This is a genomic window from Streptomyces sp. NPDC001401 (assembly GCF_042895385.1).
Classification (GTDB): Bacteria; Actinomycetota; Actinomycetes; order Streptomycetales; family Streptomycetaceae; genus Streptomyces.
The window spans coordinates 917,441-941,614 of sequence record NZ_JBIAWI010000002.1; the positions used below are offsets into that span (position 1 = coordinate 917,441).

The 24,174-nt window shown below is 70.5% G+C and carries 23 protein-coding genes; 10 read left to right on the plus strand and 13 right to left on the minus strand.

Annotation, left to right across the window (positions count from 1 at the left end):
- The first annotated feature begins 40 nt into the window (after positions 1-40).
- Positions 41-928: a M56 family metallopeptidase gene (locus ACFY10_RS11685; RefSeq protein ID WP_390664872.1), complete on the plus strand. Its 888-nt coding sequence runs from the start codon at positions 41-43 to the stop codon at positions 926-928.
- Positions 929-997: 69 nt separating this feature from the next.
- On the opposite strand, the gene ACFY10_RS11690 is transcribed toward ACFY10_RS11685, so the two are convergent.
- Positions 998-2,143, minus strand: coding sequence for an MFS transporter (locus tag ACFY10_RS11690; protein WP_390664942.1), 1,146 nt, complete (start codon positions 2,141-2,143; stop codon positions 998-1,000).
- 140 nt (positions 2,144-2,283) lie between these two features.
- Between ACFY10_RS11690 and ACFY10_RS11695 the strand changes: the two genes are divergently transcribed.
- The 7 genes from ACFY10_RS11695 (at position 2,284) to ACFY10_RS11725 (ending at position 8,864) form a co-directional block, all read left to right on the plus strand.
- Positions 2,284-3,771 carry an AlkA N-terminal domain-containing protein gene (locus ACFY10_RS11695; protein WP_390664873.1) on the plus strand — a complete coding sequence of 496 codons (1,488 nt, stop codon included), beginning with the start codon at positions 2,284-2,286 and terminating at the stop codon, positions 3,769-3,771.
- A gap of 20 nt (positions 3,772-3,791) precedes the next feature.
- A complete protein-coding gene (locus ACFY10_RS11700) occupies positions 3,792-4,274 on the plus strand; it encodes a methylated-DNA--[protein]-cysteine S-methyltransferase (RefSeq protein ID WP_390664943.1) in 483 nt (160 codons plus the stop codon).
- A gap of 42 nt (positions 4,275-4,316) precedes the next feature.
- Positions 4,317-5,081 (plus strand): DeoR/GlpR family DNA-binding transcription regulator, encoded by a 765-nt coding sequence (locus ACFY10_RS11705; protein WP_390664874.1) that lies wholly within the window; start codon positions 4,317-4,319, stop codon positions 5,079-5,081.
- Between the two features lie 167 nt (positions 5,082-5,248).
- The gene (locus tag ACFY10_RS11710) at positions 5,249-5,887 is read left to right on the plus strand and encodes a hypothetical protein (protein WP_390664875.1); all 639 of its coding nucleotides are present in this window, start codon (positions 5,249-5,251) and stop codon (positions 5,885-5,887) included.
- Positions 5,888-5,998: 111 nt separating this feature from the next.
- Positions 5,999-6,223, plus strand: a complete 225-nt coding sequence (locus ACFY10_RS11715) for a ferredoxin (protein ID WP_390664944.1) — start codon at positions 5,999-6,001, stop codon at positions 6,221-6,223.
- The gene (locus ACFY10_RS11720) at positions 6,180-7,604 is read left to right on the plus strand and encodes an NAD(P)/FAD-dependent oxidoreductase (RefSeq protein ID WP_390664876.1); all 1,425 of its coding nucleotides are present in this window, start codon (positions 6,180-6,182) and stop codon (positions 7,602-7,604) included. The genes ACFY10_RS11715 and ACFY10_RS11720 overlap by 44 nt, the downstream gene beginning before the upstream one ends.
- Positions 7,605-7,628: 24 nt before the next feature.
- On the plus strand, positions 7,629-8,864 hold the full coding sequence (locus ACFY10_RS11725) for a cytochrome P450 (RefSeq protein ID WP_390664877.1): 1,236 nt from the start codon (positions 7,629-7,631) through the stop codon (positions 8,862-8,864).
- Here the strand turns inward: ACFY10_RS11725 and ACFY10_RS11730 are convergent.
- Positions 8,861-9,595, minus strand: coding sequence for an NAD-dependent deacetylase (locus ACFY10_RS11730; protein ID WP_390664878.1), 735 nt, complete (start codon positions 9,593-9,595; stop codon positions 8,861-8,863). The genes ACFY10_RS11725 and ACFY10_RS11730 overlap by 4 nt on opposite strands.
- A gap of 76 nt (positions 9,596-9,671) precedes the next feature.
- Between ACFY10_RS11730 and ACFY10_RS11735 the strand changes: the two genes are divergently transcribed.
- Positions 9,672-9,872 carry a type II toxin-antitoxin system VapB family antitoxin gene (locus ACFY10_RS11735; RefSeq protein WP_390664879.1) on the plus strand — a complete coding sequence of 67 codons (201 nt, stop codon included), beginning with the start codon at positions 9,672-9,674 and terminating at the stop codon, positions 9,870-9,872.
- A 12-nt stretch (positions 9,873-9,884) separates the two neighbouring features.
- On the opposite strand, the gene ACFY10_RS11740 is transcribed toward ACFY10_RS11735, so the two are convergent.
- Together ACFY10_RS11740 and ACFY10_RS11745 are read right to left on the minus strand one after the other, a co-directional pair.
- Positions 9,885-10,379, minus strand: a complete 495-nt coding sequence (locus ACFY10_RS11740; RefSeq protein WP_390664880.1) for an NUDIX domain-containing protein — start codon at positions 10,377-10,379, stop codon at positions 9,885-9,887.
- Positions 10,380-10,405: 26 nt separating this feature from the next.
- The gene (locus ACFY10_RS11745) at positions 10,406-11,479 is read right to left on the minus strand and encodes an ADP-ribosylglycohydrolase family protein (protein ID WP_390664881.1); all 1,074 of its coding nucleotides are present in this window, start codon (positions 11,477-11,479) and stop codon (positions 10,406-10,408) included.
- A 193-nt stretch (positions 11,480-11,672) separates the two neighbouring features.
- On the opposite strand from ACFY10_RS11745, the gene ACFY10_RS11750 reads away from it, so the two are divergent.
- Entirely contained in the window at positions 11,673-12,791 is a 1,119-nt protein-coding gene (locus ACFY10_RS11750) for a glycerate kinase (RefSeq protein WP_390664945.1), read from the plus strand.
- A gap of 278 nt (positions 12,792-13,069) precedes the next feature.
- Here ACFY10_RS11750 and pssA read toward each other — a convergent pair whose 3' ends face one another.
- The 9 genes from pssA to ACFY10_RS11795 all read right to left on the minus strand — a co-directional run bounded on the left by pssA (position 13,070) and on the right by ACFY10_RS11795 (position 24,025).
- Entirely contained in the window at positions 13,070-13,885 is an 816-nt protein-coding gene (gene pssA / locus ACFY10_RS11755) for a CDP-diacylglycerol--serine O-phosphatidyltransferase (RefSeq protein ID WP_266525837.1), read from the minus strand.
- A gap of 22 nt (positions 13,886-13,907) precedes the next feature.
- Positions 13,908-14,564 carry a phosphatidylserine decarboxylase gene (locus tag ACFY10_RS11760; RefSeq protein ID WP_390664946.1) on the minus strand — a complete coding sequence of 219 codons (657 nt, stop codon included), beginning with the start codon at positions 14,562-14,564 and terminating at the stop codon, positions 13,908-13,910.
- A 170-nt stretch (positions 14,565-14,734) separates the two neighbouring features.
- Entirely contained in the window at positions 14,735-15,940 is a 1,206-nt protein-coding gene (locus ACFY10_RS11765) for an acyl-CoA dehydrogenase family protein (protein WP_390664882.1), read from the minus strand.
- Positions 15,941-15,942: 2 nt separating this feature from the next.
- A complete protein-coding gene (locus tag ACFY10_RS11770) occupies positions 15,943-16,455 on the minus strand; it encodes a MaoC family dehydratase (RefSeq protein WP_062716551.1) in 513 nt (170 codons plus the stop codon).
- 5 nt (positions 16,456-16,460) lie between these two features.
- Positions 16,461-17,426, minus strand: coding sequence for a CoA ester lyase (locus ACFY10_RS11775; protein WP_099932428.1), 966 nt, complete (start codon positions 17,424-17,426; stop codon positions 16,461-16,463).
- Positions 17,423-19,471, minus strand: a complete 2,049-nt coding sequence (locus ACFY10_RS11780; protein WP_390664883.1) for a protein meaA — start codon at positions 19,469-19,471, stop codon at positions 17,423-17,425. The genes ACFY10_RS11775 and ACFY10_RS11780 overlap by 4 nt, the downstream gene beginning before the upstream one ends.
- A 17-nt stretch (positions 19,472-19,488) precedes the next feature.
- Entirely contained in the window at positions 19,489-20,826 is a 1,338-nt protein-coding gene (ccrA, locus tag ACFY10_RS11785; protein WP_390664947.1) for a crotonyl-CoA carboxylase/reductase, read from the minus strand.
- Between the two features lie 420 nt (positions 20,827-21,246).
- A complete protein-coding gene (locus tag ACFY10_RS11790) occupies positions 21,247-22,077 on the minus strand; it encodes a TetR family transcriptional regulator (protein ID WP_390664884.1) in 831 nt (276 codons plus the stop codon).
- 142 nt (positions 22,078-22,219) lie between these two features.
- Positions 22,220-24,025 carry a 3-hydroxyacyl-CoA dehydrogenase family protein gene (locus ACFY10_RS11795; protein WP_390664885.1) on the minus strand — a complete coding sequence of 602 codons (1,806 nt, stop codon included), beginning with the start codon at positions 24,023-24,025 and terminating at the stop codon, positions 22,220-22,222.
- Positions 24,026-24,174 lie beyond the last annotated feature (149 nt).

Consider the following 24,174-nt stretch of genomic DNA (forward strand, 5'->3'; position numbering starts at 1 on the left):
GGAGGCGCAGAAGCAGCAGACGAAGGAGGCGGAGCGGGCCATGAGGATCGACGTCTACACCCCGCTCCTGCTGTCCCTGCTGCTCGCCGTCGTCAGCCCGCAGGTCGGCCTGCGCCTCGCGCCCGCTCCGGCGGCCCGGGCCCTGACCGCGGCCGCCGTACTCGCCGCGGGCGCCACGACCTGGGCGCTGGTCCTGCTGACCGTCACGCTCGTTGACGAGGCCCCGCCGGTCGTCGCCGACGCCCGCGAGGACGGCCAGGTGCTGCCCGATCCGGTCCCCGAGATCGTCGCGCTCGCCGCCTTCGCGGTTCTCGTGGTCGCCGCCTGCCGGGTCCTGCGGGCGGTCCGCGCCGAACGTGCCACCCGCCGCACCCTGCGCCGTCTGTGCGAGGGCCACCCGGACGGCACCGAACTCGTCGTCGCGGCCTCGCCGACCGCGCAGGCGTTCGCGGTGCCCGGAACCCCGGGCCGGATCCTGGTCACCTCCGCGATGCTCGCCGCGCTGCGCCCCGCCGAACGCCGCGTCCTGCTCGCCCACGAGCGCGCCCACCTCGCCCACCGTCACGCCCTGCTCGTCCACGCCGTCACCCTTGCCGCGGCGGCGAACCCGCTGCTCGGGCCGGTGCGTACGACGGTCGCCTACCTGGTGGAACGCTGGGCCGACGAACAGGCCGCCAGCACGGTCGGTGACCGCCGGACCACGGCCCGGGCGCTGGCCCGAGCCGCCCTCGTCGCCCACCGCCCCGGCTGCGCACTGCACTTCTCCGACCGCGCCGTCACCCGCCGCGTCGCCGCCCTGCAGTCGGCCCCGCCGCCCCACCTGCGCCCGATCGCCGTGGCGGTACTGGCCCTCGGGGTCCTCCCGGCACTCGGCGCGGCGGACGCGACGGGGGATCTGCTGCAGCTTCTGCGGAGCGTGCTGACGTAAGGCGGGAGCTGCGCCAGGCAGACGGCGTTTGCGAGCTGTTTCCCTCATGCGGTCGGCCCGGCTCCCGCGTCAACGCGCCCCGGCCATCCCCCTCCGTACCCCCGCCGCAACACCCACAGCCACGCACCCCAACACCACCGCCAACGCCCCGAAGCCATACGTCAGGGTCGCTGCCGCCGCCACCCCCGCCACCAGCAACGGCCCGCCCGCATCCCCCAGTTCGCGCCCGAGTTCCGCCGCGCCCATCGTCTGCCCGAGCCGTTCCGGCGGGGTCGCCGAGGCCAGGGTCGCGAAGCCGAGCGGGGTGATCAGGCCCGTGCCGGTGCCGATGAGGGCGGCGGCGAGGAGGACGCCGGTCAGGCCGGGCAGCATCGCGCAGACCAGGCCGGTCGCCGCGAGCAGCAGCCCGGCGGTGAGCCCGGCGCCCGCGGTGAGCCGCCCCGCGTCCAACGCCCGCCCCGCGCGCGGCTGTACGACCGCCCCGCACCCGGCCAGCACCGACACCGCGGCGCCCGTCGCCACCGTCCCGAGCCCCGCCACCGCACCGGACACCGGCAGAAAACCCACCCCGGCCGAGAGCGCGGCGGTGGCCCCCGCGAGCGCCGCCGTCGGCACGAGAAACGCCGGGTCCGTCAGCCGCCGCGCCAGATCCAGCACGGTCTGCCGGGCGCGGGGCAGCGGCGGTACGACGGGCACGGCGACCAGCGCCCACACCGCGACGACGGCACCCAGCACCGCCAGTACGGCGAACAGCAGCCGCAGCCCGCCCGCCCACACCAGCAGCCCGCCCAGCAGCGGCCCCAGCGTGTAGCCGACGGACTTGTAGAAGCCGTAACTCCCGAAGACCCGCCCGTGCTTGGCCGCCGGATTGAGCCGGGCCACCAGCGCCGACGCGGCCGGCGAGAACGCGGACGCCGCCGCCCCCTGCCCGAGCCGCGCGGCCCACAGCCACTCCGGGCTGTCCGCGAGCACGTACAGCGCGGATGCGGCGGCGAACGCCACCAGCCCGCCGAGCAGCACCGGCCGCGCCCCGACCCGGTCGGCGACCGTGCCGAACACGGGCTTCAGCAGCACCTCCGCCCCGTCGTAGAGCGCGAGCAGACCGCCCAGGACGAGCAGCGAGGTGACCGCGCCCTTCCCGGCACCCCCGAGGTTCGCGGCGATACCGTGCGCGCCGAACGCGGTGGTGAACCCGGCCGCGTACAGCGGCCACATCCGCTGCCGCCCCTGCCGCCCTTGCTGCCCTTCATGGGTCATGGAAGGCAGCGTAGGGCGATCCGGACCGCTCCAGCCCACACAAGGTTGATGTCGGATTCTCGCCAGCCCGGGTCCCGCCCATCGCCGATGCTGGAGGCATGCAGAACGGGATGCACACCGACCGAGAGCGCTGTGTACGCGCCGTCCAGTCCAAGGACGCCCGCTTCGACGGATGGTTCTTCACGGCGGTCCTGACGACCCGGATCTACTGTCGGCCCAGCTGTCCGGTCGTACCGCCCAAGCCCGAGAACATGGTCTTCCACCCGAGCGCCGCCGCCTGCCAGCAGGCCGGCTTCCGGGCCTGCAAGCGCTGCCGCCCGGACGCCAGCCCGGGCTCCCCGGAGTGGAACCAGCGCGCCGACCTCGTGGCCCGCGCGATGCGGCTGATCGCCGACGGCGTCGTCGACCGCGACGGCGTACCCGGCCTCGCCGCCCGCCTCGGCTACAGCACCCGCCAGATCGAACGCCAGCTGCTCGCCGAACTCGGCGCCGGCCCCCTGGCCCTGGCCCGCGCCCAACGCGCCCAAACGGCCCGCCTGTTGATCGAGACGACCCCACTGCCGATGGCGGAGATCGCCTTCGCCGCCGGCTTCTCCTCGATCCGCTCCTTCAACGACACCGTGCGCGAGGTCTTCGCCCTGGCCCCGAGCGAACTGCGGGCCCGGCTGCCCAAGAAGCAGAACCCGCAGGTCGCCACCCCGGGCACGCTCACCCTCCGCCTGCCCTTCCGCACCCCCCTCAACCCCGACAACCTCTTCGGCCACCTCGCGGCGACCGCCGTACCCGGAGTGGAGGAGTGGCGGGACGGCGCCTACCGCCGCACCCTCCGCCTCCCGTACGGCCACGGCATCGCGACGCTGACCCCCGAGCCCGACCACATCGCCTGCCGCCTCACCCTCAGTGACCTGCGCGATCTGCCCGTCGCCATCAGCCGCTGCCGCCGCATGCTCGACCTGGACGCCGACCCGGTCGCGATCGACGACCAGCTCCGCACGGACCCCCTCCTCGCGCCGCTGGTCGACAAGGCCCCCGGGCGGCGCGTCCCGCGCACGGTCGACGAGGCGGAGTTCGCCGTACGAGCCGTACTCGGCCAGCAGGTCTCCACGGCCGCCGCCCGCACCCACGCGTCCCGCCTGGTCACGGCACACGGCGACCCGCTCGACGACCCCGAGGGCGGCCTCACCCATCTCTTCCCCACCCCCGAGGCACTCGCCGCCCTCGACCCCGAGACCCTGGCCATGCCCCGCACCCGCCGCACGACCTTCACCACCCTCGTACGCCAACTCGCCGACGGAACAGTCCACTTGGGCCCGGAGAGCGACTGGCCCGAAACCCGCGCCAAGCTCCTGGCCCTCCCCGGCTTCGGCCCCTGGACCGTCGACGTCATCGCCATGCGCGCCCTCGGCGACCCCGACGCCTTCCTCCCCACCGACCTCGGAATCCGCCGCGCCGCCCAGGAACTGGGCCTCCCCTCCACCCCTGCGGCCCTCACCGCCCGCGCGGCGGCCTGGCGCCCCTGGCGGGCCTACGCGGTCCAGTACCTCTGGGCGACCGACAGCCACCCGATCAACTTCCTTCCGGTATAAGGACGTTCACCATGACCGCCATGAAGCATCACACCGTGATCGACAGCCCGTACGGACCCCTGACCCTGGTAGCCGAAGACGGCACTCTGTGCGGCCTCTACATGACCGACCAGCGCCACCGCCCACCGGAGGAGACCTTCGGCCTCCGGGACGACACGCTCTTCGACGAATCGGAGGAGCAGCTCAAGGCCTACTTCGCAGGCGAGTTGAAAGAGTTCACCGTCGAACTCCGCCTGCACGGAACCCCGTTCCAGCGCAGCGTCTGGGACCAACTCCGCAAGATCCCTTACGGCGAGACCCGTTCGTACGGCGACCTGGCCGACGCACTCGGCAACCCGTCAGCCTCCCGCGCCGTAGGCCTCGCCAACGGCAGGAACCCCATCGGCATCATCGTCCCCTGCCACCGCGTCGTCGGCGCCAACGGCAGCCTGACGGGCTACGGCGGCGGCCTGGACCGCAAGCAGCGCCTGCTGGACTTCGAGAGCGCAGCGGCCCTGTTCTAGCTGCTCAACCGCGCCGACGCGGTGCCGTGTAGTGTCCGTTGCGTGCTGGCCGAACAACGACACCAACTCATCATGCAGGCGTTGAGATCCGGCGGTACCGTCACCGTGACGGACCTCTCCGGCCGGCTGGGGGCCAGTGCCGCGACCGTCCGTCGTGACCTCCTCAAGCTGGAAGTGGACGGACTGCTCACCCGGGTCCACGGGGGAGCGGTCATCGAAGAGGAACCCGCGCCGTTCGCCGAGGCCGCCGAAGCGCAGGTGCGCGAGAAGGACGCGATAGCTGCCCGGGCCGCCGAGATGATCGAGGAAGGCCAGTCGGTCATCCTCGACTCGGGCACGACGGTCCACCGGCTGGCCCGCCAGTTGCACGGGCGGCGCATCACCGTGATCACCAACAACCTCGTGGTGTACGAGGAACTCGTCCCGGACGAGAACATCGAACTCATGCTGCTCGGCGGCATGGTCATCCGCGAATCGCGCATGCTGGACGGCTTCATGGCCGAGGACAACCTCCGCCAGGTCCACGCCGACTGGCTCTTCATGGGCGCCTGCGGCGTCCGCGCCGGTGGTCAGGTCATGGATACGACGGTCGCCGAGGTGCCCGCCAGGCGCGCGATGATCGCCGCCGGCGACAAGGTGGCACTCCTCGCGGACAGCACCAAGTTCCCCGGCACGGGCATGGTCAAGATCTGCGGTCCCGAGGACCTGGACATCGTCGTGACCGACGGCTCGTCGGACGCGGCGACCTGCATGGCGCTGGAGGAAGCGGGCGTGCGGGTGGTTCAGGTGGACGTCGGCCGGGCCTAGAGGCCGCTCTCCGCGCTCGGCCGGTGCAGCCGCCTGCGGCCCGCATCCGAGCACCAGCCATGGCCTGTATGGCGCACCGCGGTCTTCCTCCCGAGTGACCCCGGTGGCGCGAGTCCCTGGATCGCTGGTGTCTGTAGGAAGGGGGACCGGGCAGAAAGCGGGAGACCATGCAGCGAAAGCACGAGCGCCTCGCGACACCCTGGGCCGCCGGGGTGGCCGGAGTGGTGTTCGCGGTCCTGCTGGCCGCGGCGATCGTGCTGATGCGCATCGCTCTGCCCGACGGCACCGCCGGGGGCGAGACGACCGTGGATGCCGCACAGCGGAGCGCCGTGCGGACGGCGCTGGAGCTGCTCCCGTTCGCCGGGATCGCCTTCCTGTGGTTCATGGGCGCACTGCGCGAGCAGGCCGGTGAGGGCGAGGACCGGTTCTTCTCCACCGTGTTCCTGGGCAGCGGCCTGGTCTTCGTCGCCACCCTGTTCGGCGCTGCCGCGGCGGCCGGAACCGTGCTCGACGAGAGTCAGCAGCACCCTCCCTTCGGCCGGCACTTCGTCTACGTGCTGCTGACCACGTACGCCTTGAGGATGGCGGCGGTGTTCATCATCACGACCTCGACCATCGGCCGCCGAAGCGGCGCCCTTCCGCGCCCGCTCATCGCCGTCGGCTATCTGGCGGGCCTTGCGCTGCTCGTGGTGGGAGCGAGCGTGCCCTGGTCCGAACTGGTCTTCCCCGCCTGGGCGTTGCTCCTCAGCGTGAACATCCTGCGGGGCCGGCGGCCCGCCCGGACACAGCCGGCCACATCGACCTGAGTCGACCGCACCGCTCACTCGAACGGTCTCCCTCTCGTCGCCGCATCCCGTCCGGCCACCGAGGGTGGTCGCAGGGGGCCGACCGGGCCGTTGGAGAGGACCGATCCCGTGGTGAGGATTGCCGTCGACCTGAACCGCTGTCAGGGGTATGCGCAGTGCGCGTTCCTCGCCCCCGAGATCTTCGCCATGCACGGCGAGGAGGCGCTGCTGTACGACCCGGAGGCCGACGAGTCGCAGCGCGCGAAGCTGGCCCAGGCCGCCGCGGCGTGCCCGGTCCAGGCCATCCTCGTCGATGCGGTGGACGTACCGGCCGAGGCGGTGTCCGGTGCTCGGTGACGGATCCCTGGAACGCCTCAAACGCGAGGGCCGCATCGTCGTCGTAGGCGCCTCGCTGGCCGGCCTGCGCGCTGCCGAAACCCTGCGGGCCGAGGGCTTCGCGGGCTCCCTGACCATGATCGGCGACGAGCCCCACGAGCCGTACGACCGGCCCCCGCTCTCCAAGCAGGTGCTGCTGGGCAGGGCGGCCGCCAACCACACTGCGCTGCCCAGGCTTCGCTCGGTCGACGCGACCTGGCGACTCGGCGTCCCGGCCACCGGCCTGGACATGGCCGCACGGCGGGTGCGGCTGGCCGACGGTGACGAGGTGCCGTACGACCGGCTGCTGATCGCCACCGGGGTCAAGGCGCGACCGTGGCCGCATGAGGCCGAGGCGGAACTCGACGGCGTCTTCGTGCTGCGGACCGCCGACGACAGCGCCGCGTTCGCGCGGCGGCTCGACGCGGGCCCCAAGCGGATCCTGGTCATCGGGGCCGGGTTCACCGGCTCGGAGATCGCCTCCGCCTGCCGCGAACGAGGCCTTGCCGTCACCGTCGCCGAGCGCGGCTCGGCACCCCTGGTCGGCGCACTCGGCGGAGTGACCGGCGCGGTCGCCGCCGAGATGCAGCGCGAGCACGGTGTGGACCTGCGGTGCGGGGTCATGGTGACCGCGCTGGAGGGCGATGCCTCGGGACGGGTGCGCGCCGCGCATCTGTCCGACGGCTCCACCGTGGAGACCGACGTGGTGATCGTCTCGCTCGGCGCCACCCGCAACACCGAATGGCTCGCCGGATCCGGACTCGGGGCGGGCCCCCGAGGCATCGCCTGCGACGCAGGCTGCCGCGCCTTCGACATCCGCGGAATCGTCACCGACGACATCTACGCGGCAGGCGACGTCGCACGCTGCCCGCACCCCCTGTTCGGCTACCAGTTCCTGTCCCTGGAGCACTGGGGCAACGCCGTCTCCCAGGCCCGGATCGCGGCGCACAACATGCTCAGCGAGAGCGCCGACCGCATCCCCCACCTGGAGGTGCCGGCCTTCTGGTCCTCGCAGTTCGGGGTGAACATCAAGTCGGTCGGGGTGCCGTCGCTGGGGACGGAGATCCTCATCTCGCAGGGATCCCTCAAGGACCACCGGTTCGTCGGCGTCTACGGGTACCAGGGGCGCGTCATCGGCGCGGTGACCTTCGACCAGGGCCGATGGCTGCCGTTCTACCAGGAGCTGATCGAGACCACCGCGCCGTTCCCGCCGCCGTTCCCCACGGTCGACCGGCGCCCGGACGGACAGCGGCCGCTCGACGCCGACTTCCCGGACCCGTCGGTCCCCACCCACGGCCCCACCGTGACCCTCGGCGGATATGCGCCGGCCGACCGCCGGATGACGTTCACCCCCGTGCACTGACCCGTACGGCCACGAGGACCCGCCATGACGCAATCCTTGCTGCACCAGATCCTGGACTACGCCAACCGCGCCAACCCGTACCCGCTCTACGAAGAGCTGCGGAAGTCGCCGGTGCACCACGAAGCCGACGGGCCGTACGTCATCAGCACCTACTACGAGATCCGCAGCCTCCTGCACGATCCGCGGATCAGCTCCGACGCCCGCAACCTGGCCTCGACCACCGGCGACCCGCTGGCCCAGCCGGCCCAGGAGGAGAGCGCCCTGCCCCCCGGGTTCCTGCGGCTCGACCCGCCGGAACACGACCGGATGCGCCGCATGACGAACCGGCCCTTCGGCCCGCCGCACTCCCCGCACCGCGTCGACGGGATGCGCGCAGAGCTGCGCGACATCGTCTCCGGCCTCATCGACGGCATCGCCGACCCGAGCCGGATCGACCTCGTGGAGCAGTTCTCGTACCCCTTCCCGGTGACCGTGATCTGCCGGCTGCTCGGGGTGCCGCGCGAGGACGAGGCGCGCTTCCACACCTGGGCGGACACTCTGGCAGCGAGCCTGGACCCCGACCCGGACGCGGACCCCACCGAGCGGGGCAAGGGCGCGCACGACGCCCGGATGCAGCTGGGCATGTACCTGGCCGGCCTGATCGAGGAACGCCGCAGGAATCCCGGCGACGACATGCTCTCCCAACTGGCCACGGCCAAGGGCGAGGACGGCCCGATGACCACGATGGAACTGCTCAGCACCGCGGCACTGCTGCTGATCGCGGGGCACGAGACCACCGTCAACCTCATCACCAACGGAATGCTGACCCTGCTACGCCATCCCGAAGTCCTCGAGCGACTTCGTACGGATCCGCAGCTGGCCGTGCCCCTCGTCGAGGAGCTGCTCCGCTTCGAGCCGCCGGTGCAACTGGTGCCCCAGCGCACCACCCTCGCCGACATCGAGGTCCGCGGCGTCACCATCCCCAAGGGCGCCTCCCTCTGGCTGGTCCTGGCGTCCGGCAACCGCGACCCTCAGCGCTTCGAGGACCCCGACCGCTTCGACCCGGACCGCCGGGACATCCAGCACCTCGGCCTGGGCAGCGGCATCCACAGCTGCTTCGGCGCACCGCTCGCCCGGCTGGAGACCCAGTTCGCCCTGTCGGAACTGGCCCGGAGGCTGGAAAACCCACGTCTGTTGGAGGACCCGCCCCCGTACCGCCAGAACGCCGTGCTGCGCGGGCCGCGGCAGCTGCCCATCTCGTGCGACGGGATCCGCCCTTAGGACTGTGCCGAGCCGAGTTGGCGCAGCAGCGTCGGCAGCGCCGTGCCGATGGGCTCCCGGATCACCTCGTCGGCGAGTTCGTCGTACGGCGTCGCCTCGGCGTTGACGATGACGAGCCGGGCCCCGTGATCGGCGGCGACACCGGCGAGCCCGGCCGCGGGCTGCACCTGCAGACTGCTCCCCACAGCGACAAACACCTGACACGCCTTGGTGATCGCGACAGCCTCACCCAGCACCACCGGATCGAGCCGCTCCCCGAACATCACGGTCGCCGACTTCAGAATCCCTCCGCACTCCAGGCACGGCGGATCCTCCTCTCCGGCCTCGACCCGGGCGAGCGCGTCCTGCATCGGCCCCCTGGCATGACACCCGGTGCACACGAAACTCCGTGCGCTGCCGTGCAGTTCGAGCACCTTGCGGGCGGGCATTCCGGCGAGCTGATGCAGCCCGTCGACGTTCTGCGTGATCACCCGCACGGGCACCCCGGTCCGCTCCAGTTCGGCCACGGCCCGGTGCGCGGCGTTGGGCTCGGCCTTGAGCGTGCGGTTCCCCCGCCGCATCTGCCAGGACCGCCGCCGGATCTCCGGATCGCCCATGTAGTACTCGTACGTCACGAGCTTCTCGGCCTCGGGATCCCGCCGCCACAGGCCGTTGGGGCCGCGGTAGTCGGGGATTCCGGAGTCCGTCGAGATCCCGGCGCCGCTCAGGATGGCAACGAGGGGCTTGGTCATGTCACCGAGGGTAGGGCGGCCCACCGAGTGGGGCGAACGGATATTCGTGCGCGGCCTCAGGTGCTAGCGTCCGGCCATGGCAAAGGTCAACGTCTCGCTCGATGCCGAACTTGTCGTGGAAGTCATGGTCCTCGCGGGCGTCGGCAACCCCCAGGACGCCGTCGAGCTCGTCGTCCGCGACTACATCGAGCGCGGCCACCGGACCGAGGCCCGGGTTGCCGCGCGGGACGAGGGTCTGCGCGAGGTGGACGTCAAGCCCCGCGATCCCGAGGGGTGAGCCGACGCCCGGTCAGGCCACCCGCTGCCCGTTCTCCAGCTCGGCCGTACCCGAACCCTCCGCCAGGACGTCCAGGGCGGCCAGGACGCGGGGGCCGAGGGTGCCCAGCAGGTAGTCGTCGAGCTCCTCGCGGGGGACGAGGCGCCAGGAGAGGAGCTCCTCCTCCTGCAGGCGGATCGCCTTGAGGTCGTCCTCGCCGAGGACTCCGCCGTCGTACAGGTAGGCAACCAGCGGCGGCCAGCTCGGCTTGTACACCCAGTCCACCGCCAGCAGCCGGCCCAGTTCGCGGTCGAGCCCGATCTCCTCGAGCGTCTCGCGGCGCGCGCCCTGGCGCGGGGTCTCGCCGTCGTCGGACTCGATCGTGCCGCCCGGAAGCGCCCAGCCCTCACGGTAGTTGGGCTCGACGAGCAGCACCCGGCCCTCGGCGTCGCGGAAGAGGGCGGCGGCGCCGGCGAGGATGCGGGGGAGACCGGCGATGTACGTGGCGAAGTCTGGCGTGGTGGTCATTGAGGAAGGGTAACCAGCTCGCGCAGCTAGATCTCCGCCTCCGCCAGTAGCACCGTCCGCTCCGCCAGCTCGCTGATCCGCACCCCGTCGAAGCCGAACACCGCGCTGCGGACGGTGTCCTCCAGCGGCTCCTTCCACTGCGCCGGGATCGCGTCCGCGCCGGTCAGTACGCCGGCCACCGAGCCGGCGGTCGCCCCGTTGGAGTCGGTGTCCAGGCCGCCGCGGACGGTGAGCGTGATGGTGCGGGTGAAGTCGCCGTCGCCGTACAGAAGGCCCGCGGTGAGTACGGCGGCGTTCGGGATGGTGTGGATCCAGCCGAGCCCGGCGGTCTCCTCGCCCACCGTCGTGAGCGTGTCCTCCCAGGTCATCCGCGTGTCATGGAGGGAGACGACCCGCCGCACGGTACGGGCGAGCCGGCTGCTCGCTGGGATGACGGCCAGGGCCTGGTCCACCGCGTGCCGCACGGTCGGCGCGGTGAAGGCCGCCGCGATCAGCGCCGCCGCCCACATCGCGCCGTACACGCCGTTGCCGGTGTGCGACAGCACCGCGTCCCGGCGGGCCAGGGAGGCGGCGCGGCGCGGTTCGCCCGGGCTGGTCCAGCCGTAGATGTCGGCGCGGATCAGGGCGCCGATCCACTCCTGGTACGGGTTGTCGTACGTCGCCGTCAGCGGCGGTTTGAGCCCGTTGGTGAGGTTGCGGTACGTGGCCCGCTCCGCAGTGAAGGTCTGCAGATACGGCAGCCGCAGCAGCCACAGCTCGCCGACCTGCTCGGTGCTGAAGCCGAAGCCGTGCGTCTCCAGGAGGTCCAGGCCGAGGATCGCGTAGTCGACGTCGTCGTCCCGGCAGCTGCCGTGGATACGGCCGCGCACGCACTGGCGCCACTCCGGGCGCAGCTCGAAGCCGTCGCTCTCGTCGGCGGGCTCGGGGAGATAGTCGGTGAGGGGCAGGGCGGCGGCCTGCCGCAGATAGCGGTCGATACGGTCCCGCGTCCACAGGTCGCCCTGCTCGACCGGCTTGCCGAGCATGTTGCCCGAGATCCGGCCCAGCCAGCCCCCGAGGATGCGGTCCGCGAGCTCTGACTCAGTGCCCACAGGGGTCATAGCTGAAGGTTTACCCAATTTGGGCGCCGACTGCGCGGGGTTCGGCAAGGCACGCACAGCAGGCACCCAGCGGCGTCCCAGGCTCCGGTCACGGCATGACGGCGGGGGCGTCCTCCGGTTAAGGTCGCAGCGGCGCGACTGGCCTTGACGTGCGCGAGGCCCGGAGAGCAAGGGGAAACAGGTGACACAGCGCGTGCTCATCGCCGCGGACAAGTTCAAGGGGTCGCTGACGGCCGTGCAGGTCGCCGAGCGGGTGACGGCCGGGCTGCGCCGGGTCGTCCCGGAGCTCCCGGTGGAGTCGCTGCCCGTGGCCGACGGCGGCGACGGGACCGTGGACGCGGCGGTCGCGGCCGGTTTCGAGCGGCGCGAGGTGCGCGTCGCGGGGCCGCTGGGCCACGAGGTGACGGCGGCGTTCGCGCTGCGCGGCGGCACGGCGGTCGTGGAGATGGCGGAGGCGAGCGGGCTGCAGCGACTGCCGGCCGGCGTCTTCGCACCGCTCACGGCGTCCACGTACGGCTCCGGCGAACTGCTGCGGGCCGCGCTGGACGCGGGCGCGCGCACGATCGTCTTCGGCGTCGGCGGCAGCGCGACCACCGACGGCGGCGCCGGAATGCTGTCCGCACTGGGCGCACGTTTCCTCGACGGCGACGGGGAGCCGGTCCCGCCGGGCGGCGGCGGCCTGAGCGAGCTCGCCTCCGTCGACCTGTCCGGCCTGGACCCCCGTCTCGCCTCGGTCGAACTGGTCCTGGCGAGCGACGTCGACAACCCGCTGACCGGCCCGAAGGGCGCACCCGCCGTCTACGGCCCGCAGAAGGGCGCCTCCCCGGACGACGTGGAGGCCCTGGACACCGCTCTCGCGCACTACGCGAAGGTGCTGGAGGAAGCGGTCGGCGCGAAGGCGGCGGAGTTCGCCGCCTCCCCGGGCGCGGGCGCGGCGGGCGGCATCGGCTACGGCGCCCTGCTCCTCGGCGCCAGTTTCCGCCCCGGCATCGAGGTGATGCTCGACGTGCTCGGCTTTGCGCCGGCGCTGGAGTGGGCGGACCTGGTGATCACCGGCGAGGGCTCCCTGGACGAGCAGACCCTGCACGGCAAGGCCCCGGCGGGCGTCGCCGCCGCCGCACGCGCCGCGGACAAGGAGGTCGTCGCCGTGTGCGGCCGCCTCGCACTGCAGCCGGAGGCGCTGGGGCGGGCGGGGATCCGACGGGCGTACCCGCTGACGTCTGTCGAGCCGGACGTGGCGAAGTGCATCGCCGATGCGGGGCCGATCCTGGAGCGGGTGGCGGAGCAGATCGCGCGGGACTTCCTGAGCTGAGGCCGGGCTTTTCTCGCCCCCGCCGCCCCTACCCGTCCCGTCCCGGGGGCCAGCCCCCGGACCCCCGCTCCTCAAACGCCGGAGGGGCTGATTTTGCCTGCACTTCTCAGCGCCGGTCAGTGCACTTCAGCCCGTCCGGCGTTTGAGGACGAGGCCGTTCAGGCCGAAAGCGGGGGTCTGGGGGCGGCAGCCCCCAGGGGCGGTCGCACCAGCGCCGGGCGCAGGCATAGCAAAGGGCCCCGAACCCAACCGGGTCCGGGGCCCAAGCCAACGCAGTGCTACGGCTGAGCCGCCCGCGCCTCACGCCGGTTGTCGCGGAAGTTGTTCACCCGGCGAGCCGTGGCGAACAGGGGAATCACCGCACCGGTGACGAGCTGGAGCGCGCACCCCGTCTGGAGGAGCAGCTGACCGCTCGGGGCGTCGAACGCCCAGGCCGCCAGCAGGCCCATCGACACGACGATCCAGGACAGCATCGCCACCGCGAGACGCCCCCGCGGCTTCGGGTACTCGACCCGGCTCACCATCAGCCAGGCCGTACCGAGGATCGCCAGGAGCGTCGCCACGAAGGGCAGCTCGAGGAGCACGATCGAGACCACCGTCAGCGCACCGAACGGCGAGGGCATGCCCTGGAACATGCCGTTCGGGACGGTCACGCACGAGAATCTGGCCAGACGCAGTACCACGGCCAAGAGCACCACGATTGCCCCGACCGCAGCCACCCGCTGATGCGCGTCGTCCGCGACCATGCCGTAGACGAGGACGAAGTACGCCGGTGCCAGACCGAAGCTGATCAGGTCCGACAGGTTGTCCAGCTCCGCGCCCATGGGGGAGGAGCGCAGCTTGCGCGCCACCAGGCCGTCGAAGAGGTCGAAGACCGCGGCGCACAGCATCAGGATGACCGCCGTGGCCGCACTGTGGCGGGCCATGCCGGTCTCCTGGTCGCCCGTGAGGTGCGGGATCAGGATGCCGGTGGTGGTGAAGTACACCGCCATGAAGCCGCACGTGGCGTTGCCGAGGGTGAGGGTGTCCGCTATTGAGAGGCGGAGAGAGAGGGGCATCTCCTCCTCTTCGTCCACCTCGTCGGCCTCGGGCACCCAGCCCGCCTGGGTATCAGGATCAATCACGGTCAATGCGAGTCACCCCAGCCACGGTCTTCTGACCGACCTCGACCGCGACGTCCACGCCCTCGGGCAGGTAGATGTCGACGCGCGAGCCGAAGCGGATCAGACCGATCCGGTCGCCCTGCTCGACCTTCGTGCCCTGCGGGATGTAGGGGACGATGCGGCGGGCCACCGCACCGGCGATCTGGATCATCTCGATGTCGCCGAGTTCGGTGTCGAAATGCCAGACTACGCGCTCGTTGTTCTCGCTCTCCTTGTTGAACGCCGGAACGAACCCGCCGGGGATGTGCTCGACCGACGTGACCGAGCCGGAGAGCGGCGCCCGGTTGACGTGGACGTTGAGCGGGCTCATGAAGATCGCGACGCGGGTGCGGCCGTCCTTCCACGGCATGATGCTCTGCACCACACCGTCGGCGGGCGAGATGACCCGGCCCTGGGCGATCTCGCGCTCGGGGTCGCGGAAGAACCACAGCATGCCCGCCGCGAGCGCGGTGGCGGGCACGGCCACGGCCTTGGCGACGCCGGAGCGGCGCGCACGGGCCAGGCTGAGGGCTGCGGTGGCGACGGTCGGCAGAAGCCACGGCGATGCTCCGCGCGCGAGGCGTACGCCGGCCCGGCTGTCGCGTGGTGCAGAGGTTTGGCTGTGGGGCATGGATGACCTTCGTAGCGGATGATGCCGCGCTGTAACGGGGGACGGCGGCTTTCCCGGGATCGTACCGGTCGCGGGCCGCAACTGGGCAAGCCAGGAAGCCGAGTCGGCGACCGAAGAGTGCTGACGGGGTGTGATCTTCTTCTCCAAGAAAACACCCCGTATCCGGACATCTAACCCTGGAACCGATACTCTTCGAGCAGCCTGCGACCGATGATCATTTTCTGGATTTCGGCGGTACCTTCACCGATCAGCAGCATCGGAGCCTCGCGGTAGAGGCGCTCGATCTCGTACTCCTTGGAGAAGCCGTAGCCGCCGTGGATCCGGAACGAGTCCTCCACGACCTCCTTGCAGTACTCGGAGGCGAGGTACTTCGCCATCCCGGCCTCAAGGTCGTTTCGTTCCCCAGAGTCCTTTTTGCGTGCCGCGTTCACCATCATCGCATGGGCGGCCTCGACCTTGGTAGCCATCTCGGCCAGCTTGAACTGGATGGCCTGGTGCTGGGCGATCGGCTTGCCGAAAGTATGACGCTGCTGGGCGTACTGGACGCCGAGCTCGAACGCACGCTGAGCGACGCCGCAGCCACGCGCCGCCACGTTCACGCGGCCGACCTCCACTCCGTCCATCATTTGGTAAAAACCTCGGCCCGTCTCGCCGCCGAGCACACGATTGGCCGGAATCCGCAGGCCATCCATGATCAGCTCGGTGGTGTCGACGCCCTTGTAGCCCATCTTGTCGATCTTCCCGGGGATGGTGAGGCCGGGGCGGACCTCTCCGAAGCCGGGCTCCTTCTCGACCAGGAAGGTCGTCATCGACTTGTGGGGCGCGGTCCCCTCGGGGTGTCCTTCATCACTTCGGACGAGTACGGCGACCAGACTTGACGTTCCGCCGTTCGTCAGCCACATCTTCTGGCCGTTGAGGACGTACTCGTCGCCGTCCTTGACCGCCTTGGAGGTGATGGCCGACACGTCGGAGCCGAGGCCCGGCTCGGACATCGAGAAGGCGCCGCGGATGTCGCCGGCCGCCATGCGCGGCAGGAAGTGGTCCTTCTGCTCCTGCGTGCCGTGCTGCTTGAGCATGTACGCCACGATGAAGTGGGTGTTGATGATGCCGGACACCGACATCCAGCCGCGGGCGATCTCCTCGACGCACAGGGCGTAGGTGAGGAGCGACTCGCCCAGACCCCCGTACTCCTCGGGGATCATCAGGCCGAACAGGCCGAGTTCCTTGAGGCCGTCGACGATCTGCTGCGGGTACTCGTCGCGGTGCTCCAGCTCGGTCGCGACCGGGATGATCTCCTTGTCCACGAAGTCGCGGACGGTGGAGAGGATCTCCTGCTGGATGTCCGTCAGACCGGCGGTCTGGGCGAGACGGGCCATGGCTACTTCTCCTGCTGCTTCAGCTCGGGGCGGCCCGGCTGCTCGCCGCCGCGCTCCTTGATGTACGTCTCGGTCGGCACCATCACCTTGCGGCGGAACACGCAGACCAGCGTGCCGTCCTGCTTGTAGCCCTTGGTCTCGACGTAGACGATGCCGCGGTCGTTCTTCGACTTGGACGGCCACTTGTCGAGCACGGTCGTCTGGCCGTAGATCGTGTCGCCGTGGAAGGTCGGCGCCACGTGCTTGAGCGACTCGATCTCCAGGTTGGCGATCGCCTTGCCGGAGATGTCGGGGACGGACATGCCGAGCAGGAGCGAGTAGATGTAGTTCCCGACGACGACGTTCTTGCCGAAGTCCGTCGTCTTCTCCGCATAGTTGGTGTCCATGTGGAGCGGGTGGTGGTTCATGGTGAGGAGACAGAACAGGTGGTCGTCGTACTCCGTGACCGTCTTGCCCGGCCAGTGCTTGTACGTCGCCCCGACCTCGAACTCCTCGTAGGTGCGTCCGAACTGCATCGCGCTCAGGCCTCCGGGATCTCGAACTTGCTGGTGCGCTGCATGCCGGCGGCGCGGCCCTTGCCGGAGATGACCAGGGCCATCTTGCGGCTGGCCTCGTCGATCATCTCGTCGCCGAGCATCGCGGAGCCCTTCTTGCCGCCCGCCTCGGACGTGTAGTAGTCGTACGCGTCCAGGATCAGCTCGGCGTGGTCGTAGTCCTCCTGCGAGGGCGAGAAGATCTCGTTGGACGCCTCGACCTGGCCCGGGTGCAGCACCCACTTGCCGTCGAAGCCGAGGGCGGCGGCGCGCTGGGCGACCTCGCGGTAGCCGTCGATGTTGCGGATCTGCAGGTAGGGGCCGTCGATCGCCTGGAGGTTGTTGGCGCGGGCGGCCATCAGGATCTTCATCAGGATGTAGTGGTAGGCGTCCGCCGGGTAGCCGGGCGGCTGCTCCCCCACGACCAGCGACTTCATGTTGATCGACGCCATGAAGTCGGCCGGGCCGAAGATGATCGTCTCGACGCGCTGGGAGGCCGTCGCGATCTCGTTCACGTTGTTGAGGCCCTGGGCGTTCTCGATCTGCGCCTCGATGCCGATCTTGCCGACCTCGAAGCCCATCGTCTTCTCGATCTGGGTCAGCAGGAGGTCGAGGGCGACGACCTGCTGGGCCGTCTGGACCTTCGGCAGCATGATGCAGTCGAGGTTCTGGCCGGCACCCTCGACGACCGTGACGACGTCGCGGTACGTCCACTCGGTCGTCCAGTCGTTGACCCGCACGACCCTCGTCTTGCCGGTCCAGTCACCCTCGTTGAGGAACTTGACGATGGTGTGCCGCGCCTCGGGCTTGGCGAGCGGGGCGCACGCGTCCTCCAGGTCGAGGAAGACCTGGTCGGCGGGGAGGCCCTGCGCCTTCTCCAGGAAGCGGGGGTTGCTTCCGGGGACCGCGAGGCAGGAGCGTCGCGGACGCAGACGGTTGACGGGCGTGGTCATGCGGGGACCTCCAGGGGGTCGAGCTTGTTCGCTTTCCGGATCTCGTCGACGATGCGGCCGATGATTCCGGTGATGTCGAAGTCCTTCGGGGTGAAGACGGCGGCCACTCCGGCGGCTCGCAGCTGCTCGGCGTCACCATTGGGGATGATGCCACCGGCGATCACCGGTATATCTGTGGCACCGGCCACACGGAGCCGCTCCAGTACATCCGGGACCAGCTGGGCGTGCGAGCCGGAGAGGATCGACAGGCCGACCGCGTGCACGTCCTCGGCGAGGGCCGCGTCCACGATCTGCTCGGGCGTCAGCCGGATGCCCTGGTAGACCACCTCGAAGCCGGCGTCACGGGCCCGCACGGCGATCTGCTCGGCGCCGTTGGAGTGCCCGTCCAGGCCGGGCTTGCCCACCAGGAAGCGCAGCTTGCCGACGCCGAGGTCCTTCGCCGTCAGGTCGACCCTGCGGCGGACGTCGGCCATGGCCGAGCCCTCCTCGGCGGGGATCGCCACCGGCGCCGACGAGACGCCCGTCGGCGCCCGGAACTCGCCGAACACCTCGCGCAGGGCCCCGGACCACTCGCCGGTCGTGACCCCGGCGCGGGCGCACTCCAGGGTGGCCTCCATGAGGTTGCCGGTGCCCTTGGCGGCCTCCTTCAGCTTCTCCAGCGCCTTGCACGGGCGCGGGTGGTTGAAGGGCGGCTGGTAGCGGGTGTCGCGCCAGTTCTGCAGTGATGCGATGACTCGGGCCTCGACAGCTGGATCGACTGTCTGGATGGCTGTATCGAGATCGGCCGTCAACGGATTCGGCTCGGTGGTCTCGAAGATGTTGACGCCCACGATCTTCTCTTGACCGGACTCAATACGAGCGCGGCGCTCGGCGTGCGAGGAGACGAGCTGCGACTTGAGGTAGCCGGACTCGACGGCGGCCATGGCGCCGCCCATCTCCTGGATCCGCTCGATCTCCGCGAGGGACTCCTCGACGAGCTTCGCGACCTTCGCCTCGATGACGTGCGAGCCCTCGAAGATGTCCTCGTACTCCAGCAGGTCGCTCTCGTGGGCGAGCACCTGCTGGATGCGCAGGGACCACTGCTGGTCCCAGGGGCGGGGCAGGCCCAACGCCTCGTTCCAGGCGGGGAGTTGGACGGCACGCGCGCGTGCGTCCTTGGAGAGGGTCACGGCCAGCATCTCGAGGACGATCCGCTGGACGTTGTTCTCCGGCTGCGCCTCGGTCAGACCCAGGGAGTTGACCTGGACGCCGTACCGGAAGCGGCGCTGCTTGGCGTTCTCGATGCCGTAGCGCTCGCGGGTGACCTTGTCCCAGATGCGGCCGAAGGCGCGCATCTTGCACATCTCCTCGACGAAGCGGACGCCCGCGTTCACGAAGAAGGAGATGCGGGCGACGACGTCACCGAACTTCTCGGCAGGGACCTGACCGCTGTCCCGGACGGCGTCGAGGACCGCGATCGCCGTGGACATCGCGTACGCGATCTCCTGGACCGGCGTGGCGCCCGCCTCCTGCAGGTGGTAGCTGCAGATGTTGATCGGGTTCCACTTCGGGATGTGGGAGACCGTGTACGCGATCATGTCCGTCGTCAGGCGGAGAGACGGCCCCGGCGGGAACACGTGAGTGCCGCGGGACAGGTACTCCTTGACGATGTCGTTCTGGGTCGTGCCCTGGAGCTGGGTGATGTCCGCACCCTGCTCCTCCGCGACGACCTGGTAGAGCGCCAGCAGCCACATGGCGGTGGCGTTGATCGTCATCGAGGTGTTCATCTGCTCCAGGGGGATGTCCTGGAACAGCCGGCGCATGTCACCGAGGTGCGCCACCGGCACGCCGACCCGGCCTACCTCGCCGCGGGCGAGGATGTGGTCGGAGTCGTAGCCGGTCTGCGTCGGCAGGTCGAACGCGACCGACAGGCCGGTCTGGCCCTTGGCGAGGTTGCGCCGGTACAGCTCGTTGGACGCCTCGGCCGTGGAGTGACCGGCGTACGTGCGCATGAGCCACGGCCGGTCCTTCTCCCGCTTGCCTTCGGCGGGCTGACGCTCAGTCATCTATGACCTCGGGTGTCTCAGATGTTGCGGAAGCGGTTGATGGCGTCGATGTGCTTGGCGCGCAGCTCCTCGTCGCGCACGCCGAGGCCCTCCTCGGGGGCGAGGCACAGCACGCCGACCTTGCCCTGGTGGAGGTTGCGGTGCACGTCGTACGCGGCCTGCCCGGTCTCCTCCAGGGAGTAGACCTTCGACAGCGTCGGGTGGATCTTGCCCTTCGCGACGAGCCGGTTGGCCTCCCAGGCCTCGCGGTAGTTGGCGAAGTGCGAGCCGATGATCCGCTTCAGGGACATCCACAGGTAGCGGTTGTCGTACTCGTGGTTGTAGCCCGAGGTCGAGGCGCAGGTGACGATGGTGCCGCCCTTGCGCGTGACGTAGACGGAGGCGCCGAAGGTCTCGCGGCCCGGGTGCTCGAAGACGATGTCGACGTCCTCGCCGCCGGTCAGCTCGCGGATGCGCTTGCCGAAGCGCTTCCACTCCTTCGGGTCCTGGGTGTGCTCGTCCTTCCAGAACTTGTAGCCCTCGGCGTTGCGGTCGATGATCGCCTCGGCGCCCATCGAGCGGCAGATCTCCGCCTTCTGGTCGCTGGAGACGACACAGATCGGGTTGGCGCCGCCGGCCAGCGCGAACTGGGTGGCGTACGAGCCGAGTCCACCGCTCGCGCCCCAGATCAGGACGTTGTCGCCCTGCTTCATGCCGGCGCCGTTGCGGGAGACCAGCTGCCGGTACGCGGTCGAGTTGACCAGGCCCGGAGCGGCGGCCTCCTCCCAGCTGAGGTGGCCCGGCTTGGGCATCAGCTGGTTGGACTTGACGAGGGCGATCTCGGCGAGGCCGCCGAAGTTGGTCTCGAAGCCCCAGATGCGCTGCTCGGGGTCGAGCATCGTGTCGTTGTGGCCGTCGGACGACTCCAGCTCGACCGACAGGCAGTGCGCGACGACCTCGTCACCGGGCTTCCAGGCATTCACACCCGGCCCGGTGCGCAGGACGACGCCCGCGAGGTCGGAGCCGATGATGTGGTACGGCAGGTCGTGCCGCTTGGTCAGCTCGCTGAGGCGGCCGTAGCGCTCCAGGAAGCCGAAGGTGGACAGCGGCTCGAAGATCGAGGTCCACACCGAGTTGTAGTTGACCGAGGAGGCCATGACGGCCACCAGGGCCTCGCCCGGGCCGAGCTCGGGCAGCGCCACGTCGTCGAGGTGGATCGACTTGCGCGGGTCCTTGTCGCGGGTTTCGAGGCCCGCGAACATCTCCGTCTCGTCCTTGTGCACGGTGATCGCGCGGTACGACTCGGGGAGGGGCAGAGCGGCGAAGTCGGCCGGAGTCGAGTCCGGCGACTGGATCGCGTCCAGGATGTCCTTCACGGTCACGGTGTTGCCTCCGGCGATACGCGTCCTGAGGGAGGGACGCTGAGGGTTACGTCGGTGTGCTGCTGAGGGTTTTGGGAAGTGCCGTCGGTTCGGCGGTGATGCTGTTCGGCAGCGCTTTGTGGCGCAGGAGGTTGCCTGTGACGCAGGCGTCCGGGCGCGCAAGCCATTGGCTTGCTGGGACAGCCGACGTACGAAAGGTCTCTGCACGCCGGCCGCCCGGACTCCTTCAACGTATGACACCGCGTGTCACCTTGCAAGGCACTGAGTGCCAGAGATTGCCCTCAGGTGAAATCTTTACGTAACAAATGAGCGATGATCGATCGAACGACGGCTGAAAGGTGCCTGAAAAGGGGCTCTGACATGCCAAAACGGCCACCCCGAAGGGTGGCCGTCATCACAGGGCGTGGAGAGGCTTCAGCGTTCCTTGAGTGCCTGCTCGATGGTCCGCATGACCTCGTCCAGCGGCGCGTCGGTGCGGGCGACGGTGACCAGGACCTCGCCCTGGGCGGAGACCGTCGCCGGGGCCGCCGGCTTCGGAGGAGTCGAACGCCCCGCCCCGATGCCCGTCCCGAACGTCTTGCGCACGATCGCGAAGGCGTGGTCCAGCTGTGCCTCCACGTCGCCCTGGCCGCCGGCCCGCAGCCAGCGCCGCAGGACGTGGTTGTGGGCGGTGACCACGGCGGACGCGGCGACCTCTGCCAGCAGCGGGTCGTCGTTGGCGTCGTCGTCGTGCGCGTGCTCGTCGAAGTGGCCGAGGAGATAGCGGGTGAAGAGGCGCTCGTAGCGGGCGACCGACGCGATCTCCGCCTCGCGCAGAGTGGGCACCTCGCGGGTGAGCTTGTAGCGGGCGACCGAGATCTCCGGCCGGGCCGCGTACATCCGCATGACTTCCTTGATGCCCCGGCACACCGTGTCGAGCGGGTGCTCGTGCGGGGGAGCCGCGTTGAGCACGGCCTCCGCACGGATCAAGGTGTCGTCGTGGTCGGGGAAGATCGCCTCTTCCTTGGAGCGGAAGTGGCGGAAGAAGGTGCGGCGCGCGACCCCGGCCGCGGCCGCGATCTCGTCGACGGTGGTCGCCTCGTACCCCTTGGTCGCGAACAGCTCCATCGCCGCAGCCGCCAGTTCGCGGCGCATCTTGAGCCGCTGGGCGGCCGCGCGACTGCCTGCGGCACTCTCCGGCGCGTCGGGCGTAGCTGGTGTACGTGAGGACTTGGCGGGCTGGGACATGACCCGAACGTACTGCATGTGCGCAGCTTGATGCGCATGTACGGGGTTTCCCCCGCCCGAGGTGGGCGGGGGTGCACCGGGCCCGAAGGACACGGGGTGACTGCCCGGCTCGAGCAGTCCGCCCCAGTCCGTCTCGCCTCTGAACCCGTCGCCGGCGCCGTCAGCGGCGGGCATATTCGCGGAAGCCACGGCCCGTCTTCCGGCCGAGGCAGCCCGCGGCCACCAGGTGTTCCAGGAGCGGCGCCGGGGCCAGGCCCGGGTCGCGGAACTCGCGGTGCAGGACCTTCTCGATCGCCAGGGAGACGTCGAGCCCGACGACGTCCAGGAGCTCGAAGGGGCCCATCGGGTAGCCGCCGCCCAGCTTCATCGCCGCGTCAATGTCGTCAAGAGATGCATAGTGTTCCTGCACCATCTTGATCGCGTTGTTGAGGTACGGGAAAAGCAGTGCATTCACGATGAAGCCTGCACGGTCTCCACAGTCCACCGCGTGCTTCTTGATCCGTCCACAGACCTCGCGGACCGTTGAGTGGACGTCCTCGGCCGTCAACACCGTACGGACGACCTCGACCAGCTTCATCGCCGGCGCCGGGTTGAAGAAGTGCATGCCGATCACGTCCTGCGGGCGCGAGGTGGCGCGGGCGCAGGCGACGACGGGCAGTGACGAGGTCGTGGTGGCCAGGACCGCGCCCGGCTTGCAGACCTTGTCCAGCGTCGCGAACAGCTGCTGCTTGATCTCCAGGTCCTCGGCGACGGCCTCGACGGCCAGGTCGACGTCGGTGAAGGACTCGTAGGAACCCGCCGCGGTGATCCGGTCCAGGGTCTGCGCGGCGGCCTCGGCCGTCATCCGCCCCTTGTCGACGGAGCGCGAGAGCGACTTGCCGATACGGGCCTTGGCGGCCTGCGCCTTCTCCTCGCTGCGGGCGGCGAGGACGACCTCGTACCCGGCCTTGGCGAAGACCTCGGCGATGCCGGAGGCCATGGTGCCGGAGCCCGCGACACCGACGGAGCGGACCTCGCGGCCCGGGGTGAGGGTGGCGCCGTCCAGCGGCGTCAGTACGTCCCGCACGACGGTGGCGCTGCCGGGAGCCTCGTAGGTGTAGAAGCCGCGGCCCGACTTGCGGCCGGTCAGGCCCGCCTCGCTGAGCTGCTTGAGGATCGGGGCGGGGGCGTGCAGCCGGTCGTGGGACTCGGCGTACATGGCCTCCAGGACCGTACGGGCCGTGTCGACGCCGATCAGGTCGAGCAGCGCGAGCGGGCCCATCGGCAGACCGCAGCCGAGCCGCATCGCGGCGTCGATGTCCTCGCGGGAGGCGTACTTCGCCTCGTACATCGCGGCGGCCTGGTTGAGGTAGCCGAACAGCAGCCCGTCGGCGACGAATCCGGGGCGGTCGCCGACCGCGACGGGCTCCTTGCCGAGGTCGAGGGCGAGGTTGGTGACCGCCGAGACGGCCGTCGGCGCGGTGAGGACGGAGGAGACGATCTCGACCAGCTTCATCGCCGGCGCCGGGTTGAAGAAGTGCAGGCCGAGCACGCGCTCCGGGCGGGCCGAGTCGGCGGCCAGGCGGGTCACGGACAGGGCGTTGGTGCCGGTCGCCAGGATGGTCTCCGGGCGCACGATCCCGTCCAGCTCACGGAAGATCTGGTGCTTGATCTCGTACGACTCCGGCGCCACCTCGATGACGAGGTCGGCGTCGGCGGCGGCGCGCAGATCGGTGGAGGTGCGGATGCGGGCGAGGGCGTCCGTGCGCTCCTGCTCGGTCAGCCGGCCCTTCTCCACGGCGCGGGCGGTGGCGGCCTCCAGGGCGGCGACGGCCTTGGCGGTCGCGGCCTCGCTGATGTCGATGCCGACGACCTCGCGGCCGGCCGTGGCGAGCACCTCGGTGATACCGGTGCCCATGGTGCCGAGGCCGACGACGGCAATGGTCGTCAGCGGAGACGAAGGGGTCTGGGACAGGGGAGTGGCCATCGCGGGACTCCAGGCATGAGGGTGACGACTGGGAGAGCGCCCGGGTGCGCCGAGGGAAGCCCGACCGAAGGCCGGACCATGGCGCACCGGGTGCGTTGAAGAGATGCGGGTGTTGCCGGGCTGCAAGCGCACACGCCCGGTGCCTGCCG